Annotated in this window: 18 protein-coding genes; 6 read left to right on the forward strand and 12 right to left on the reverse strand. The window is 69.2% G+C overall.

The window, feature by feature from the left end; translation table 11 throughout:
* Nucleotides 1-382: 382 nt before the first annotated feature.
* On the forward strand, nt 383-973 hold the full coding sequence (locus tag ACLQ2T_RS23195; protein WP_425768466.1) for a DNA cytosine methyltransferase: 591 nt from the start codon (nt 383-385) through the stop codon (nt 971-973).
* On the opposite strand, the gene ACLQ2T_RS23200 is transcribed toward ACLQ2T_RS23195, so the two are convergent.
* The 3 genes from ACLQ2T_RS23200 to ACLQ2T_RS23210 are packed head-to-tail and all read right to left on the reverse strand — an operon-like array spanning nt 970 to nt 4,912.
* On the reverse strand, nt 970-1,662 hold the full coding sequence (locus tag ACLQ2T_RS23200) for a class I SAM-dependent DNA methyltransferase (RefSeq protein WP_425768467.1): 693 nt from the start codon (nt 1,660-1,662) through the stop codon (nt 970-972). The genes ACLQ2T_RS23195 and ACLQ2T_RS23200 overlap by 4 nt on opposite strands.
* A 44-nt stretch (nt 1,663-1,706) precedes the next feature.
* Nucleotides 1,707-3,782, reverse strand: a complete 2,076-nt coding sequence (locus tag ACLQ2T_RS23205) for a tyrosine-type recombinase/integrase (protein ID WP_425768468.1) — start codon at nt 3,780-3,782, stop codon at nt 1,707-1,709.
* Nucleotides 3,779-4,912: a tyrosine-type recombinase/integrase gene (locus ACLQ2T_RS23210; protein WP_425768469.1), complete on the reverse strand. Its 1,134-nt coding sequence runs from the start codon at nt 4,910-4,912 to the stop codon at nt 3,779-3,781. The genes ACLQ2T_RS23205 and ACLQ2T_RS23210 overlap by 4 nt, the downstream gene beginning before the upstream one ends.
* A gap of 109 nt (nt 4,913-5,021) precedes the next feature.
* On the opposite strand from ACLQ2T_RS23210, the gene ACLQ2T_RS23215 reads away from it, so the two are divergent.
* From ACLQ2T_RS23215 to ACLQ2T_RS23235, 5 genes are all read left to right on the forward strand, one after another.
* Complete coding sequence (locus tag ACLQ2T_RS23215) at nt 5,022-5,771, forward strand: hypothetical protein (protein WP_425768470.1); 750 nt, start codon at nt 5,022-5,024, stop codon at nt 5,769-5,771.
* 128 nt (nt 5,772-5,899) lie between these two features.
* Nucleotides 5,900-6,058: a hypothetical protein gene (locus ACLQ2T_RS23220; protein ID WP_425768471.1), complete on the forward strand. Its 159-nt coding sequence runs from the start codon at nt 5,900-5,902 to the stop codon at nt 6,056-6,058.
* Between the two features lie 284 nt (nt 6,059-6,342).
* Nucleotides 6,343-7,806: a tyrosine-type recombinase/integrase gene (locus ACLQ2T_RS23225; RefSeq protein WP_425768472.1), complete on the forward strand. Its 1,464-nt coding sequence runs from the start codon at nt 6,343-6,345 to the stop codon at nt 7,804-7,806.
* A 195-nt stretch (nt 7,807-8,001) separates the two neighbouring features.
* On the forward strand, nt 8,002-8,247 hold the full coding sequence (locus ACLQ2T_RS23230) for a hypothetical protein (protein WP_425768473.1): 246 nt from the start codon (nt 8,002-8,004) through the stop codon (nt 8,245-8,247).
* Between the two features lie 52 nt (nt 8,248-8,299).
* Nucleotides 8,300-8,578 (forward strand): hypothetical protein, encoded by a 279-nt coding sequence (locus tag ACLQ2T_RS23235; protein ID WP_425768474.1) that lies wholly within the window; start codon nt 8,300-8,302, stop codon nt 8,576-8,578.
* 293 nt (nt 8,579-8,871) lie between these two features.
* Here the strand turns inward: ACLQ2T_RS23235 and ACLQ2T_RS23240 are convergent, their stop codons facing one another.
* The 9 genes from ACLQ2T_RS23240 to ACLQ2T_RS23280 all read right to left on the reverse strand — a co-directional run bounded on the left by ACLQ2T_RS23240 (nt 8,872) and on the right by ACLQ2T_RS23280 (nt 16,058).
* Nucleotides 8,872-9,210 carry an endonuclease/exonuclease/phosphatase family protein gene (locus ACLQ2T_RS23240; RefSeq protein WP_425768475.1) on the reverse strand — a complete coding sequence of 113 codons (339 nt, stop codon included), beginning with the start codon at nt 9,208-9,210 and terminating at the stop codon, nt 8,872-8,874.
* A gap of 267 nt (nt 9,211-9,477) precedes the next feature.
* Nucleotides 9,478-10,122 carry a hypothetical protein gene (locus tag ACLQ2T_RS23245; protein ID WP_425768476.1) on the reverse strand — a complete coding sequence of 215 codons (645 nt, stop codon included), beginning with the start codon at nt 10,120-10,122 and terminating at the stop codon, nt 9,478-9,480.
* Nucleotides 10,119-10,676, reverse strand: coding sequence for a hypothetical protein (locus ACLQ2T_RS23250; RefSeq protein ID WP_425768477.1), 558 nt, complete (start codon nt 10,674-10,676; stop codon nt 10,119-10,121). Before ACLQ2T_RS23250 ends, ACLQ2T_RS23245 begins: the two co-directional genes overlap by 4 nt.
* 179 nt (nt 10,677-10,855) lie before the next feature.
* Complete coding sequence (locus tag ACLQ2T_RS23255; RefSeq protein WP_425768478.1) at nt 10,856-11,137, reverse strand: hypothetical protein; 282 nt, start codon at nt 11,135-11,137, stop codon at nt 10,856-10,858.
* Between the two features lie 351 nt (nt 11,138-11,488).
* Nucleotides 11,489-12,286, reverse strand: a complete 798-nt coding sequence (locus tag ACLQ2T_RS23260) for a class I SAM-dependent methyltransferase (protein ID WP_425768479.1) — start codon at nt 12,284-12,286, stop codon at nt 11,489-11,491.
* Nucleotides 12,287-12,648: 362 nt separating this feature from the next.
* Nucleotides 12,649-13,380 carry an ATP-binding cassette domain-containing protein gene (locus tag ACLQ2T_RS23265; protein ID WP_425768480.1) on the reverse strand — a complete coding sequence of 244 codons (732 nt, stop codon included), beginning with the start codon at nt 13,378-13,380 and terminating at the stop codon, nt 12,649-12,651.
* Nucleotides 13,364-14,161, reverse strand: a complete 798-nt coding sequence (locus ACLQ2T_RS23270; RefSeq protein ID WP_425768481.1) for an ABC transporter ATP-binding protein — start codon at nt 14,159-14,161, stop codon at nt 13,364-13,366. Before ACLQ2T_RS23270 ends, ACLQ2T_RS23265 begins: the two co-directional genes overlap by 17 nt.
* Nucleotides 14,158-15,198 (reverse strand): branched-chain amino acid ABC transporter permease, encoded by a 1,041-nt coding sequence (locus tag ACLQ2T_RS23275; RefSeq protein WP_425768482.1) that lies wholly within the window; start codon nt 15,196-15,198, stop codon nt 14,158-14,160. The genes ACLQ2T_RS23270 and ACLQ2T_RS23275 overlap by 4 nt, the downstream gene beginning before the upstream one ends.
* Nucleotides 15,198-16,058 carry an ABC transporter permease subunit gene (locus ACLQ2T_RS23280; RefSeq protein ID WP_425768483.1) on the reverse strand — a complete coding sequence of 287 codons (861 nt, stop codon included), beginning with the start codon at nt 16,056-16,058 and terminating at the stop codon, nt 15,198-15,200. Before ACLQ2T_RS23280 ends, ACLQ2T_RS23275 begins: the two co-directional genes overlap by 1 nt.
* Nucleotides 16,059-16,097 lie beyond the last annotated feature (39 nt).

Here is a 16,097-nt window from a genome sequence, read left to right on the forward strand (position 1 = left end):
CCCGACAATCCCACTACACACGCCGCCTCAACCTCGAACTCCAGCCATGATCCCGAACGGCGGCTGCCGTACTAGCCGACACCCCGAAGTCATCGTGCGTAGGATGCCCGTTCCACGACGACCGCTTCTGGGCCGACCTGAAAGCCCACAGCCCGAAAGAGTGGGCAGCAGCCGTCGCGTTCGACGCGGCGATCCGCCACGGCTGCGCGCGGGCCACCGCGGACGGGCACCCACTACGCGGACAGTTCTTCCTGCACCGGCAGCGGGTGCCCCTCGACCAGGTGGTGCTACGTCCACACCCACGGCCGGCCGACCCGCCGGGCTGCGGGCCGTGGACCTGCCCCCACGACACCCCGGCGGTCATCGGGTGCGGGGAGGTGGCGTGAGCGTTGCGCACACCACCGTCACGCGCATCGGATCACTGTGCACCGGCTACGGCGGACTCGACCTGGCCGTCGAGTTGGTGCTCGGCGGCCAGCTCACCTGGTACGCCGAAACCGACCGACACGCCGCCACCGTCCTGGCCCACCACTGGCCACACGTTGCCAACCTCGGCGACATCCGCACCGTCGACTGGTCGACGGTCACGCCCGTCGACATCGTCACCGCCGGATTCCCCTGCCAGGACATCTCCAACGCCGGCAAGCGGGCCGGCATCACCGGCGAACACTCCAGCCTCTGGAACCACATCGCCGCAGCCGTTCGCGTCCTTCGACCGCGGCTGCTCTTCGTGGAGAACGTCGCCGCCCTCCTGCGGCGAGGCTACGACGTCGTCCACCGTGACCTGGCCGAGATCGGGTACGACACGCGCTGGCTATGCCTACGCGCATCCGACATCGGCGCCGCCCACCGCCGAGACCGCCTGTTCCTGCTTTATCTGGACAGGCAGTGGCCACAGTGGTGCAGATCACAGCAGCGCTGGCTCGTCGCCAGCAATGCTGTCCGACCGGGTTGTCGGCCTGGTCAGGGCTAACGGACTGCGATGAGGATTGCCCCAGGAACGTCAGCGTCGGGGCCGATCAGCAGTTGGGCCTTGATGGTGAATCCGGCGTCGCGTAGCCACGCTGCGACTCGGTCGGGCTGGCGACGGTGAACGTAGACATTCATGGGGTGGCCGCCGTAGCCCTGTGTCTTCAGCCTCGACTCGTCGCCCACGTGGAAGCCGAGTAGAAGCGGCCCGCCCGGACGCAGCACCCGGTGGAAGTGGCCCAAAACCGAAGGGACGGCGTCATCGGGTATGTGGATCAATGACCAGAAGGCAAGCAGGGCGGCAATCGAGGCGTCGGCGAGTTGCAGATCGGTCATCGAGCCCACCTCGAACCGCAGATCGGGGTGGTCCCGCCGAGCCAGGTCGATCATCGCGGGTGATAGGTCGATGCCGAAGGCGTCGACGCCCAAATTGCGCAGGTGGGCGGTGACGTGTCCCGGCCCGCAGCCCACGTCAGCCACCGGCCCGTCGCCGGCGGCGTGGACCAGCTCAGCGAATAACGCCAGACTTGCACGAAGGTATGGCTCCTTGGCAAGGGCGTCGCGTACGAACTTGGCGTAGCTATCGGCGACCGTGTCGTAGGAGGTCCGGGCGTCTACCAACCAGTCGTCTGTGTTCCCGCTGGGAGACCCGGGCGCGTTGCGGTCTTCCAGCGGTGACTCAGTTTGCGTCATTGGTCTATTCCTCCTGGTTGGGCTGGCAGGGACGGGAAGCACGCTCACGACCGAGACGTGTTTAGTTCCTGCAGCAGGCTGCGGATGCGGTCCGCGACACAGCGGTGTCGTTCGATCTCTCGGGCCCAGCCACGTTCGGTGGCGTCGGCGATGAGTTGCTCTTCGGTGTGCAGCCGGTCCTCCAGCCGGGGGATGTACTGAGGTGTGGTGACGAACTTAGGGCAGCTCAGGTAGAGGTCACATTCGCACGGCCCTTCCTGAGGCAGGCGCAGGCAGCGTCCGAGTTCAAGTTCGGTCTTGTAGAAGTTGGTCTGGAGCCAGTCGAGTGCGGTCTGGTCGAGTTGGCCGCGCCGCAGAGTGTCCGCCAGAGGGCCGGCGATAGCCGCTCCAGGCTGCAGGACGGCCTGGTAGTCGGCCAGCACGACCGGGTCGGAGATCTGCGAGTAGGTCATGGACATGCCCGCGCTGAGGTGCCCAAGGATCTTCATGATCGTCTGGGTACGGGCGCCTTTCTCGGCCAGTTGGGTGCCCAACGTGTGCCGGAACCGGTGAGGGTGGATGGCCGGCTTGCCCTCGGCGTTGAGGATGCCGAGTTCCTCGCAGATGCGCCCGAGCGGCACCGCGAACAGGTATTCGACATCGACGAGCCGACCGTTGTTGAGGAACAGGTAGCGCACGGTCTTGCCGAGGTCCTTGTCGTGGATCCCGCGATCGTGGTGTCCGGCGCGCAGTTCATGGACGGCGCGGATCGCTTCAGCGGCTTCGGGGTGGATCGGCACGGTACGTTCTTTGAGTGATTTGCCGGCGGCGAGCCGCAGCCGCGGGGTGCCGTCGGGGTAAGCGTCGAGGCAGTCGAGATGCAGTCGGCGGATCTCTCCGCGGCGGGCGCCGCTCCACCGGGCGACCAGCAGCGCGCACCGTTGCAGCGGGCACTCGACGGCGCGGATCGCGGTCATCAGCGGTTCGAGTTGGTGGGCCGGGATGAATCGTGGGACGCGTTGGACCGCCCGGGGCACATCCAGGCGAGTCAGCACGGGACGCGCGGGCATATCGGACCACTCGGCGTGGGCTCCGTAGCGGAAAAACACGGTGACTTCGGAGATGATGCTGCGGCGGTAGGCGTCGCCGAGCGGCTGCTCGGGGTGCTTGACCTTGCGTTGCCCGGCCAGCCAGGTCATGAAGTCCAGCAGGTCGGCGCGGCTCAGCTCGGCCAGGCTCTCCACGGCCGGGCGTTGCTGGGTCAGCCAACTGCCCAGGCGTCGCATCGCCGCCCGGCTCGCGCTCATCGAGTCGGGCCGCACGATGAGGGCGCGTTCGATCAGGTAGCGGTCCATCACCGCGGCGATCCGCGGCTGCGGACTCATCGGCGGCAACGGCTTGGGCGCGTTGCGCTGAGGTAGCCGGTCGGTGATTCCGGCGTGGAACAACGCGATCCCGGTGCGGAACACGTTGGTGCCCCACGCGTTCTTGATCGTCGTGAGGTGCCGCAGGCTGAGGACCTCGTCGATGCCGGGGATCTGATCGAGGGTGCGGATCGTCGACCGCAGTTGCTCGACATCGTCGGCGGTGATCGCGTGCAGGTCAGGGTCGCCGCGGTGCAGCACCAGTCGCATCACGGTCCAGGACACCCGGAACGTGCTGCTGTCGGGGTTGTGCCCCAGCGCGGTCACCTGCTCGCGGAGTCGGTCGACCTGGGCGGTCAGTGGCAGGCCGAGCTGGTCGGCGATCGGCCACGGTTTGATCACACCGACGCCGAGCAGCCAGCCCCAATCCAGCCGCAGCCGACCGGTTAAGGCTAGGTAGATCAGGTAGTCGCGGGCGTTGTAGTTGATCCAGCCTGCGGTGACGTCGAAGTCATCCCCGGGGCCGAGGCGCCGGGTCTGGGTGTCCTTGTTGCGCCACCCGAGCCGCTGCCGCAGCGGCTGGTCGAACCAGCTCTCCAGCTCGGGGAACTGGCGCAGGAAGCGGACATGCCGACGATGCAGCCGGACCTTGCGGTCAGGGCTGTAGATGCCGCTGTGCTCGACGAACGACGTGTACTCCTCGGCCGGACAATGTCGTGGACCACCGACCAGGGTCGGTGGCGGTGACGCCGGCAGGCGCAGAACGGCCCCGCTCATGGTGCGGTGTCCCCGATCGCGGCCCGGTAGTCCTTGATCACGTCGGGATCACTGACCCGCGTGTAGATCTTCGTCGAGTCGGGGCTGGCATGCCCAAGCCGGGTCATCAGGGTCAAATCCCGCATCCCGCCTTCGAACATGCGGGTCGCGTGCGTGTGGCGCAGCGCATGGGGTGTCAGCCAGGCGTCGCGGACGCCGGCACGCCGGGCGGCCCGGGCGAACATGCGCACCAGGCCGTCGTAGCTCAACGCCTCTAATCGTCGCTGGCCGCGACCGCCGACGAGGAACACATAGCCGGTGTCGGCGTCGGCGGGGCGTTCGTGCATGACGTAATCGCTGACGGCCGGCAACGCCCGGCCTTCCAGCAGGTCGACGGTCCGGTCCCGGCGGGATTTCTGTCGCACTCCTGCCGGGTGATCGGTCCGGTGGCGCACCACGATTCGCCGGCGTCCATAGGAGATGTCCTCCAGCCGCAGGCCCAGGACCTCTCCTGGCCGCAGGCCGCCTTCCCACATCAGCTCCAGCAGAGCGCGGTCCCGCCGGGTGCGCAGCACACCCAGCAAGGCGACATAGGTGTCGTCGGACATCGGTCGTGGCAGCGACTCCACCGTCTTGATCCGCAACGCCCGACGTACCGGCCGCTGCGGACGCGACGTCACCAGCGGCGCCCGAGGTCGGCCCGGAACCCGCGCCGCTGCCTGATCAGGGATCGTCACGATCGGGTTATCGGCACCGCCGTAGCGTTCGATGCTGATCAGGTACTCGAAGAACGACGACACCGCCGCCAGCACCCAGTTACAGGTCTTGGCCGCCAACAACCGGCCGTTCCCGGCGGTCAACGCGAGGTCCAGCCGCTGGGCCTTGCGGCTCGACGAACGGGTTCGCAACCACTCGATGAAACTCACCGCCAACGCAGGCCGGAACTCCTCGACCGTCAAGCCACGCTCGTGCAGAAACCGGTACAGCTTTTGCAAGTCGTACGCATAGGCACGGACCGTATTCGGCGAATAATCGCGCACCGTCAACAGGCAAAGGAACCCGGCCACATCGGCTACGGGCACGCCGGCGTCGTCAACCAGCTCCACCGCCGGCCGCCCGGGCCGGGCATCAACAACCTTCGTCACACGCACGCTGGACAACGTAGGGGCTCAGCGAGCCGCTCGCAGAATCGCCAGAACCTGAACTGTCCAGATAAGAAGGTCGCCACCCCCACCCCACCCGACAGAAGGGGTACGGACGTTGCCGACACCCTGCGCCCGTGACGGCAAGGGCCCCGGCCACCCATACGGACTACCGGACCTCATCGAACCCGCCGGCACCCGCCACGGGCTGCTGCCCACCCCCAGGGCCAGCGACACCGGCACCCCCGGCCGCCGCGCCGGCACCGGATGGCGGCCACCGCTGTCGCAGGTGCTCCTGCCCACCCCCAAGGCCACCGACGGCACGAAGGGCAGCCCCGGGCAACGCGGCTCGCACGGCGACCTCACTCTCCCCTCCGCCGCCGTGCGGGCACCGGCTCGGACGCTGCCCACCCCGCGTGCCTCCGACGCCCACGGCCCCGGCCGCCACGGCGACGGCGGCGCGGACCTGCGCACCACCATCGTCGGTCTCGACCCGCCCGACACCCACCGGTGGGGCGTCTACGCCACCGCGATCGCCCGGTGGGAAAAGCTGCTCGGCCGACCCGCGCCCGTACCGACCCAGCCGGGACGGCACGGCGCGCCCGTCCTCGCACCACCGTTCGTGGAATGGCTCATGGGCCTCGACCCGCACTGGGTCACCGACCCCACCCTCGCGCTACCACGCACCGCCGCGCTGCGGGTACTCGGCAACGGCGTCGTACCCCAACAAGCCGCTGCGGCGCTGCGGCTGCTGCTGTGCCCCCACCTGTGGGCGATACCCGCGTATGGCCCGTCCACCTGGACCCCCTATGCACGGCCAAGTCGACGATTCGACCCGCGTATTCACGTCGCCCCTGGGAGGAGATGACCATGCGATCTGGACGCACCCGACGAGCACCAGTCACACCCGCTGCGGCGCCGCGGGCATGGACCGTCGAGCAGATCCGTGCTCTGGGAACCAGTACCGACCTCGCGACCGCGGCCTCGGTGCTGGGCATGTCCCGCTCCGCGGCCTACAAGCTGATCCGCCGCGACGCGTTCCCCGTGCCGCACTTCCGCGTCGGCGCCCGCTACCGGATACCCACCACACCCCTGCTGGCCGCCCTGCACCTGCCCGACACACCCACAGCGCCGAACAGTGAACCCGGCCCCTAGAACGCGGCCGGCAGCCATCGGAACCAGGACCGCCACCAGCCCGTAGGACGCGCGGCGTCACACCGAAGCCGAAGATCCACCCGACCTACGACATCGAGTAAACGAACCGATCAGGGGCCCGCCAGCTGGCGGGCCCCTGCCGTCCCACAAACCCGTACGACCGACTCGGCAGGACCCGCGCACAGAGCCGGTTCGGAGGACTTGATCGTGCGCGGATTTCACGGGTTCATGTCGGTCGACAAACCGACGCACCACTTCCCCACCCGAGGAGCAGCAATCCCGCCATGCCTGACGGAAGCATCTTCAAACGCTGCGGCTGCCGCCACCCCGACACCGGCAAGCCCTTCGGTAACGACTGCCCGAAACTCCGCCGCACGAACGGTGCCTGGAGCTTTGACCACGGTCACTGGGCCTACCAATTGGAACTCCCACCCACCGGCGACGGTCGACGTCGGCTGCTTCGTCGGTCGGGGCTGCCCAGCCGGCGCGTCGCCGCCGACGAACTCGACCACGCCCGCGAACTGCTGTCCCTCGTCCCTCGGGGCGACCGGCGGCGGCGTACCGAGATCGCCGACCTGCTGCAGACCGCCGTGCGCGCCCGCCGGCCCCTGCCCGAAACCGACCGCATCCGTCAACTGCTCCACGGCGACGGCCCTCTCACCGACATCCCCACGGTCGCCGACTACCTGACCGGCTGGCTCACCCACCTGACCATCGACGACAACACCATCCGCGGCTACGAATCACTCGTCCGCGTCCACCTGATCCCCCACCTCGGCGACATCCCGTTGGACAAGCTCCGCGCCAGCCACATCCGCGAGATGTTCACCGCCATCGAGCGCCGCAACGACGCGATCATCGCCGCGAGAACCAGCCCCGACCCGGCCGTGCGCCAGTCCGTCACCGGTGTGCGCACCACCGGCCCCGGTACTCGTCAGCGCATCCGCGCCTGCCTGCGCAAAGCCATCAACGACGCCCTCGCCGACGAACTGATCGTCGGCACCAACCCGGCCACTCTCGTCAAGGTCCCCGGCGACCGGCCCGTACCGATCATCTGGGAAGACGAACGTGTCCGACACTGGAAGGCCACCGGTGAGGTCCCCGGGCCGATCATGGTGTGGACCGACGTCCAGGTCGCCGAGTTCCTCGAGTACGCCGCTGTCCACGCTCCCGACCTGCACCCCATGTGGCACTTCATGGCCTACCGCGGACCCCGCCGCGGTGAGGCCTGCGGCCTACGCGACAGCGAGGTACGCCTCCATCGCCGCGAAACCACGATCAACAACCAGATCGCCACCCACGGCTACACCCCCGTCCAGAAGGCCCCGAAGAGCAGGGCCGGTAACCGGGACGTCGTCCTCGACGCCGATACCGTCAAGGTCCTCACCGCCTACAAAGCCCGCCGCGCCGCCTGGCGTCTGGCCGCCGGTTCCGCATGGCCCGATACCGGACTGTTCTTCGTCCGCCCCGACGGCCGTCCCTGGCATCCCATCGGCGTCTCCCAACGGTTCCGCCGGCTCATCCGCAAGGCCGGGCTACCACCCATCCGTCTGCACGACCTACGCCACAGCGCCGCCACCCTCGCTCTCGACGCCGGAGTCGACATCAAGGTCGTCTCCGAACAACTCGGCCACTCCACCACCACTCTCACCCGCGACACCTACCAGAGCGTCAGCAAACAACTTCATCACGATGCCGCCGACGCGGTGGCCAACATGATCAAAAACGGGCGTCGCCGAACCGGGTAAGCAACCCAGGATCCGCAGTTCATCACCCGGGAATTCAGGTGTTCGAGGGCCTGCGCGCGGTCGGTGCCGGGCGGACCCGGGCAAGCGCGGTCTGTTGTCGGGTGACTGTCTGTACGCTCCGGATTCATTGACGGCGTTGATCGGGTTCCCGTACGGTGCGGTTTCGCGAAAGCCGAACGACGTTCAGCGGGGAACATGAACGGCTTCTACGTAGATCCGGCTGGCCTGGACGGCCTGCACAATGTGCTGCATCGGGCGTCGGGCGATGTCGGTGACACGCTCGCCTACGTCAAGCGGCACTGTGATCTGACCTTCGCCGAGGAAGGTCTGCTGGTCATCATGGCCAGCCCGCACAAACTGGTGTACGACCGGATGACGCAGGGCCTGCAGCGGTTGGAGACGGTCGCCCGGGGTGCCGCCACCCCAGATCAACCTTGCTGACCGTCGAACCGACGCCTCCGGACGGGGCTACCGGTGACGGCCGGGAGGAACGGTGAACGCCCGCACACGGTGGAAGCTCGCCGTCCCGCTGATCGGCCTGAGCCTGCTGATGATCGTCCCGGCCGTCGGCGGCACCTGGGTGTTCTGGTCGGAGTTCGGCACCACCTACCGGGCACTGAGCGTGGTCATCTGCCTGGTTCTGCTGGCACAGCTGGGATTGGCGGTGTCGGTCATACGACCGACTGGGGACGTGCCCTGGCTACGGATCGGACTGATGGTGGTCACCTTCCTGGTGGCCTGTGGTGTCGCAGCGGTGCGCAGGTCGGTCTGACCGATTCGCACCGCAGCGGATCGTTGTTTGTCACCGATCCGGCTCTGCGGCTGCCGTGACCGCCGGGCGGTTCGGTGCTTCCTCTGGTCCATGGGTCATTCGGGTTTCTGAGCGAGGATTGATGTGAAGTCCATCCCGGCTCTCGCGCGCCTGCTTGTGCCGGCCCATGGCCCGGCCCTGGAGAGTGATTCCGAATGGATCAGTGGGGTCGTACGCGATCAAGGATCGCTTGGCGGTTTCGGTCTCTCACCCGGCTTTGCTCTGATCGCTCGTGGTGGCCGAGGCCGGGTCTGTCAGTGCCTGTGGGTCCAGGTCGACCACGATCGGCAGGTGGTCGGACAGTTTCCGAGCTGTGACAGCATGTCGTACTCGGTCCGCCACAAGATCGCGAGGTGGCAGTCGGAATGTCTGGCGGGGACCGTGAAGGCGGCCATCCCGAGCGCGTCGGCGATCGTGCCGACGAGCCGGTCGAGTTCGGCCAGGTCAGCGTCGGCGGCATAGATTTCCTGCAGGCACACCACATCCGGTCGTAGGAAGCGCAGCAACTCGTGCTGCCCGCGCCGGGTCGGTATCGCCGACTTGCCATAAGAGAGCAGGTTCCAGCTCACGGCACGGATCGTCGGCAGGCTCATCCCGTTGCCGCCTCACGAGAGCCGGCGAAGGCGGCGACCAGCAGGTGTGTCATCGGTGGGTTCCTTTCGCGATTTGCGGATCCGTTGTCGTATGCGGGCGTCTGCGTGTCCGGGACGCGACGCGCGGTCGCGCGTCGCGTCCCGGACTTCCTTGGTGTGCCGTGACCTGCCCTGCCTCAGCGGAGGCGTGCCGGTGGCGAGTCGAGGCCGGACTTGGCCGGGCTAGCCCAGCCGAGACCTGCCCTGAGCGGGCCTGGTCTGGCCTTCCTACGACCCGGTTGCGGGAGGTAGGAAGCTTGGTGGTGTGACTGGCGGCTGTCCGATGGTTTTCGCCAGTTCGTTCACCCGATGTGTCAGTTCGGTGAGGCCGTTTTCGGCGGCTTCGACGCGGGTGGCGGTGCCGTGGGTGGTGGCGGTCAACGCGTCCATCGCGGTTTCCAGCCGTGACTGGCGGACGTCGAGTTGCCGCATCATGTGGTGTTGCCGGGCGAAGCCGATCGCCATCGCCTCGACCAGTCGGGCGGTGGTGACGTCGAGTTTGCCGCGGTCGATGGTCTCGATGGTGGTGTGGCCGGCGTGGATCTCGGCGACCGCCCGGGTCTGGTGGCGGCGGGCCAGTTCGATCGCCTGTCCGGGGTCGGCGACTTGGTAGCCGTGTCCGCGCACGAGCCGGCACACCTTCTTCCCGTCGACGCGTAGCTGGTCGGCGGCTTTGCGGGCGCTGGCGAGGGTGACCTGGTAGTGGCTGGTGTTGGCCAGGTCCAGGTCGAGGAGGTTGGCCATCTCTTCGTACGGGAGCAGCTCACTGTCTCGCAGCGTCGCCATCCGCTCGTACAGGATCCGCCAGCGTGGTGGGCGTCCGGGCCGCTCCGCGCCGCTGGTGTGCCCGGACGTCGCCGCTGGGTGTGTCACTGCCCCTCCAACTCGCAGGTGAACCGCCCGTACGTGGGCCGGCCGTCACCGATGCCGATCATGGCTCCGGCTGTCTGGGCCGCGTGCCGTAGGGCGTCGAGGTTGATGACTTCGTCGTCGAACTGGCCGAGGGCCTCGATCCGCCATTGCGGGAAGGCGGGCCGGGTCCGCATGACTCGGTTGACGCCGACCTTGACCGGGGCGCGATGCACGAACCGTTTGTCCGCGTACAGGTGGTCGAGTTCGCGGGGGCCGTCGTACTGCACCGGGATCATCATCGTCTCGATGAGCACGCCACGCTCGATCTTCTTGCCGTCCTTGCTCAGCCGCGCGCCTTCCACCAGGCTTTTCTGCAGGTTCGGCGCGGGTAGGAACGGTCCTGTCTGCGGGTGGTAGTAGATGCCGCCGAGCCATTCCAGCTGCGCCATCTCCGCATGGTCCTGGTCGGTTTTGCTCTTTTTCGATGACACGGTCTTGATCTGCTTGACGATCTGGTCCAGTGGATCCACAAGCCGTCCGTTGTGCATCAGCAACGGCGACGTGCCCTCGCACATGATCCGAAATCTTGGCAACGCCGAGAACTCCCTCAATTGACTCGATCACATGTAGCGGTAGCCGGTGCCCTGGGATCGCCGATCCATGCGTGGCCGCGATGCCGCCACGTCGGCTACCCTCGCCCGCCACCATGTCCCGGTCGCGGTGCCGACCTGCGCCCCGGGGTGCAGTGGCGATATCAGCCCGTCGTGCGGGCGCGAGCCGGTGGCTCTGTGCCGGCACGCGCCAGCGCCGCGATCAGCGTCTGCTCGCCCCGCTCGGTGAGCGCGACGGTGAGTGCCCGCTGGTGCGGGACTTGGTGCACGATCGCCTCGGCCAGCAGCAGGTTCAGGTTGTCTCGCACGATGCACTCGTTCACCTGCGGGATGGCTGACGTGAGCCCGTGGACGGTCCACTGGCGCTGTCTGTCGGCGAGCAGGGTTTCGTAGATGAGGCGGCGAACGTGGGTGAGACGTCCCACGAGCGACGCGACCGTCGCCGGCGTCCTGGCCCCGGACCGGCCGCCGGTTGCCGGACCGCTTCTGCCGCATCCGCCATCGGCCGGGGTGCTCCGCGTAGCGGCGACCGAGGCCGCAGGTCCAGCAGCGGCTCGGTGTCCAGGGCGGCTGGGCGGCGACATGGTTGTCATGATCTTTCTCCGGGGCGTTCGTGGCCTGATGGTGCTGGCCTGTGAGCGAGATGCGTCCGCCGATCGTCGGATTGTCACCGCGCGGCGCGGGCCCCCATTGCCTTGTAGCGTCGGCACCGGGCGGCGGGGTGCACCCTCGAGCGCGACCAAACGTGATCGGTGGCGAAGGGGCGTGCACCCGGGTCACCGGTTCCTCGACCCTTCGGGTTTCTGGGCGAGGGTGCAGGTGTATTGGTAGCCGCGTAGGGCGACGGTGGGATCGTTCATCAGTTCGCCGAAGCGGCGTAGGTCGGCGTGGGTGAGGTCGGCGTGTAGAAGTCGGTCGTGGAGTTGGCGGGCGTTGTCGGCCAGCAGAAGGCAGCCGGGTCCGCCGCCGGTCCAGGTGTCGGCGCGGGTGCGGCTGTGTACGTGTGTCATCCCGGCGTCCAGCAGGTGGGTGTGGGTGAGGTTGCCCCAGTCCAGGTCGGTGCCCCCTACGGTGAGGGTGTCGAGGATCGCGTGGATGCTCCGGCGGATCAGGTCGTTGTCGTCGTCGGTAGGGGCGTGGTGGGTCAGGGCGCGGCTGTAGACGATGTCGCCGAGCAGCAGCCACCCACCGGGCCGCAGCAGCGTGATCATCTGTGTCAGCAGGTCGGTGCGGTTGGTGAGGTGTTGCAGAACGCAGCGGCTGTGGACGAGGTTCAGGCTGCCGGGTTCGACCGGCAGGTCGAGTCCGTCACGCAGGTCACGCTGATAGACGTCGATGACGTTGGTGGGGTTGAGCAGGTGGGTGTCGAGGTCGACGGCGATCACGGTGCCGGTGAAGCCGACCGTGTCGGCGAGATGGTGGGTGATGGAGCCGGCGCCGGCGCCGGCGTCCAGGACCCGCCAGCCGGGCCGGATGGGGATTTTGGCGAGGTCGTGGCGGGTGATGGGGTCGAGGACCTGCTGGAGGGGGCCGAGTTGCTGGGGGGCGTTGCGGAACTGGTAGGCGGTGGTCATCGGGCATCTCCTTCGTAGGCAGGTGTCAGGCAGGCAGTGGTGGGCCTGACATGGTGTTGCATGGGCGGGTGGTGATGGTGGCGGCGAGGTTGTCCACGGCGGGGCGGCTGGGCTGCGGGTATGCCACCTTGGTGGCTGGTTACCGGTCGGGTGGCGGGCTGCGGAGGCGGGCAGGTCGGGGTGTGGTGACGCGGAGACCGCGCAGTGTCGCGGGTGGGTGGAGGGTGCCGGTCGGACAGGTGATACGGCTGTGACGCTGGCGGTGGCCAGTAGCAGGACGGCCACTGTCGCGCTGGCGAGGGTGGCGGCGCGGGAACGGTCCGGGTGCGGTGAGGGCGTCGCGGCGGTGGCGGGGTGTGGGGTCATTGGTGGGGCTCCGCGGGTTCGTCGCCGGGGTGGGTGAGGGTGAGGTGACGGCGCAGCGCATCGGTGGCCGCGGCGCTGGTGTGGGTGTGGCGGACGAGCTGCCCGCAGGCGAGTACGTGCAGGGTGTCGGCGACCGTCGCCGCCGCTGCGGCGTGCGGGAGTGCGGCGAGGACGGTCACGCCCTGGGTGGGCAGGTCCCGGAGCACGGTGGTGATCTGGTCGGCGATGATCGGCGCGAGGCCTTCGGTGGGTTCGTCGGCCAGCAGCAGGCGGGGGGCGGTGCGTAGGGCGCGGGCGATGGTGAGCATCTGCTGCTCGCCGCCGGAGAGCTGGTGGGCGCGGTGTTGCATGCGGGCGGCCAGCGGCGGGAAGGTGTCGAGGAGTTCCTCGACGGTCCACGTCTCGTCGCGGCCTGCGGCGGGCCGGGTGATGGCGAAGTGTTCGACGACGGTCAGCGACGGCCACAGTCGGCGGCCCTGGGGGGCGAGCGCGATCCCGGCTCGCGCGGCGGCGGTGGGGTGCCAGCCGGTGACGTCCCGGCCGTCGAGGTGGATGCTGCCGCTGGTGGGGTGGAGGTGTCCGGCGAGGGTGTGCAGCAGGGTGGTCTTCCCGGCCCCGTTGGGGCCGACCAGCGCGTGGATGCCGGGGTGGCGCAGGTCGAGGGTGACGTCGTGGAGGACGGGCGGGCCGTCGGGGTAGGCGGCGGTCAGGTCACGGGTGTGCAGCATCGCTGCCTCCGGTGCCGAGGTAGACAGTGGCGACACGTGGGTCGGCGCGTACGAGGTGGGCGGGGCCGTCGGTGTGACGGCGGCCCTGGTGCAGCACGGTGATCCAGTCGGCGAACGCGGCGATGACGTCCAGACGATGCTCGATGATCATCACCGCCATCCAGCTGGGTAGTGCGTGGAGGATGTCGATCAGACGGCTGGTTTCGGTGTCGGTGAGTCCGGCCGCGGGTTCATCGAGCAGCAGGATCCGGGGCTGCCCGGCGAGCGCGACGGCCAGGTCGAGCATCCGCCGGTGCCCGTGCGGCAGGGCGTTGGCGGGCTGGTCGGCGTAGTCGGCCAGACCCACCAGGTTCAGCACCTCCATCGGGGTGCGGTCCGGGTGGCGGCGGTGATGCCAGCCGCCGACGCGCACGCAGTCGAGGCAGGTGAGGTCCGGCCAGACGGCGGGGTGTTGGAAGGTGCGGCCGATGCCGGCACGGGCACGCCACGCCGGCCCCTGCCGGGTGACGGTGTGGCCGTTGTAGGTGAGCTGGCCGCTCTGGGCGCGGATGGTGCCGGCGAGCACGCCCAGGAGAGTGGACTTGCCGGCGCCGTTGGGTCCGATGACCGCGTGCCGGTCGCCGGGGGCGATGGTGAACGTGTCGAGGTCCAGCACCGTGAGCGGCCCGTAGGCCTGGCGTAGACCGGCGGCAACGAGCCCGGTGAGGTGGGCGTGGTCGGGATCGCGGCGGCTGCGCGGTGAGGACGGCTGGTCCGGTTCGACGCGGTGGACGGGTCTCACGACGTACTCCTGGCGCTCGTGGCGGCGGTCGGCGACGCCGCAGCCTGCGGGCCTGCGGGTCGCCGATGCCGGCGGCGAAGGCGGGCGGGTAGGGCGGCCAGACCGTCGGGTAACGCGTACACGCCGATCACGAACAACGCGCCGAGCAGCAGCGGCGCGTGGCCGGGAACCTCGACGGCGACGACGTCACGGACGACGAGCACGATCAGTGCACCGGCAGACGCACCACCCAGGGATCGGGCGCCGCCGATGACGACGGCGAGCAGGACCAGGGCGGCGACGCCGAATCCGACATCGGCGGGGGTGATCCACCGGTGGGTGTGGATCAGCAGGGCCCCGGCGATTCCGGCCAGTCCTCCGGCGGCGGTGTGGACCATCCACAGGTAGGCGTAGACGGGATGGCCGCTGGCGCGGGCCCGGTTTTCGTTGGCGCGAGCGGCGGTGAGCAGCATCCGCCGGTCACCGCGCAGCAGCCATCCGGCCACAGCGATCGTCGTGATCGCGATGCCGGCGGTATAGAGCAGGACCGTGCGGTCGCCGAGCAGCGGTGGCAGGCCGGGCGAGAGGCGGGGGGCGGGGATCCCGGCGAGGCCGTCGGTGCCGCCGCTGACCGCCCGCCACTGCCCGGCGGTGATCGCGGTCAGTTCGGCCACCGCGAGGCTCAGCATCAGAAACACCGTGCCCCTGTAGCGGACCAGGACCGCCCCGGCCAGGCCCGCGGTCACCGCACCGACGACGGCCGCGCAGAGCAGGTGCACGACGGCGAGGTCGATGCCGGCCAGGGCGAGGCGGGCGGTGAGGTAGGCACCGGCGGCGTAGGGGGCGACCTGGCCCAGGGTGGGCAGGCCGGCATGTCCGGTGACCACGGCGACGCTGACCGCCAGTAGCGCGAGGGGCAGCATCCGGGCGACGGTGGTGTGCAGGTACGGATCCGGTGCCACCGCCACGACGATGATCGCCAGGGCAGCCACGACCGGCGCCAGCATGGGCAGCGACCGGAGCCGGGCGACGGCGGTGACCTGGGCGAACGCGGTCATCACGTCACCTGGCCAGGGATAGGGCGGCGGCGGGCCAGCAGCACCACGGCCATCGCGGCGATGAGCAGGTACGGCGCCAGCGCCGGGATGGTGACCACGCCGACGGTCTGCACCACCCCGACGCCGATCGCGGCGACCACGGCGCCGGGCACGGAGCCGAGATCACCGCAGACCACGATGATCAGCGACAGCAGCAGCGCCGTGTCGGCGGTGCTCGGGCCGACGCCGAGGATCGGTGTGGTCAACGCTCCCGCCAGCCCGGCCAGGGCCCCCGAGGCGACGAGTACGGCGACGTCGACGGTGCGGGGGTGGACACCGATGCCGGCGACCATCGCCCGGTCATCGACGGTGGCCCGGACCAGCCGGCCCGCGCGGGCACGGTGCAGCACCAGATAGCCGACGGTGGCGACCAGCACGGCGACGGCGAGTACGGCGAGCCGGTCGGCCGGATACCGGTAGCCCGCGACCATCACGGTGCCCTCCAGCGTGGCGGGCATCCGGGGCCGCAGCACGTCCGACCCGAACACCGTGGTCAGCACATCCCCGCCGATCAACGCGACGCCGAAGGTCAACAACGCTTGATCCAGATGGCCCCGGCCGCGCAGCCCGGCGGTCGCTGCGGCGAGCAGCCCTCCTCCGGCCGCGCCTGCGCAGGTGGCGAGGAGGATTGCGGTGGCGAGGCTGCCCCATGTGCCGGCGGTCCAGCTGGCGGTGATGTAGCCGCCGGCCGCGATGAGGGTGCCGTGCGCGAGGTTCAGCACCCCACCGGCACCGAACGCCACCGTCAGCCCGGCGGCGGCGATCGCCAGGAGCAGCCCGTAGGCGATCCCGTCAACGGTGGTGATCACGAGAGTGTCCACGCGCAAGGCACCCCTTACCTTTGGTCGAGCGGACGGAGT

The organism is Micromonospora sp. DT229 (assembly GCF_049844505.1).
Lineage (GTDB): Bacteria > Actinomycetota > Actinomycetes > Mycobacteriales > Micromonosporaceae > Micromonospora.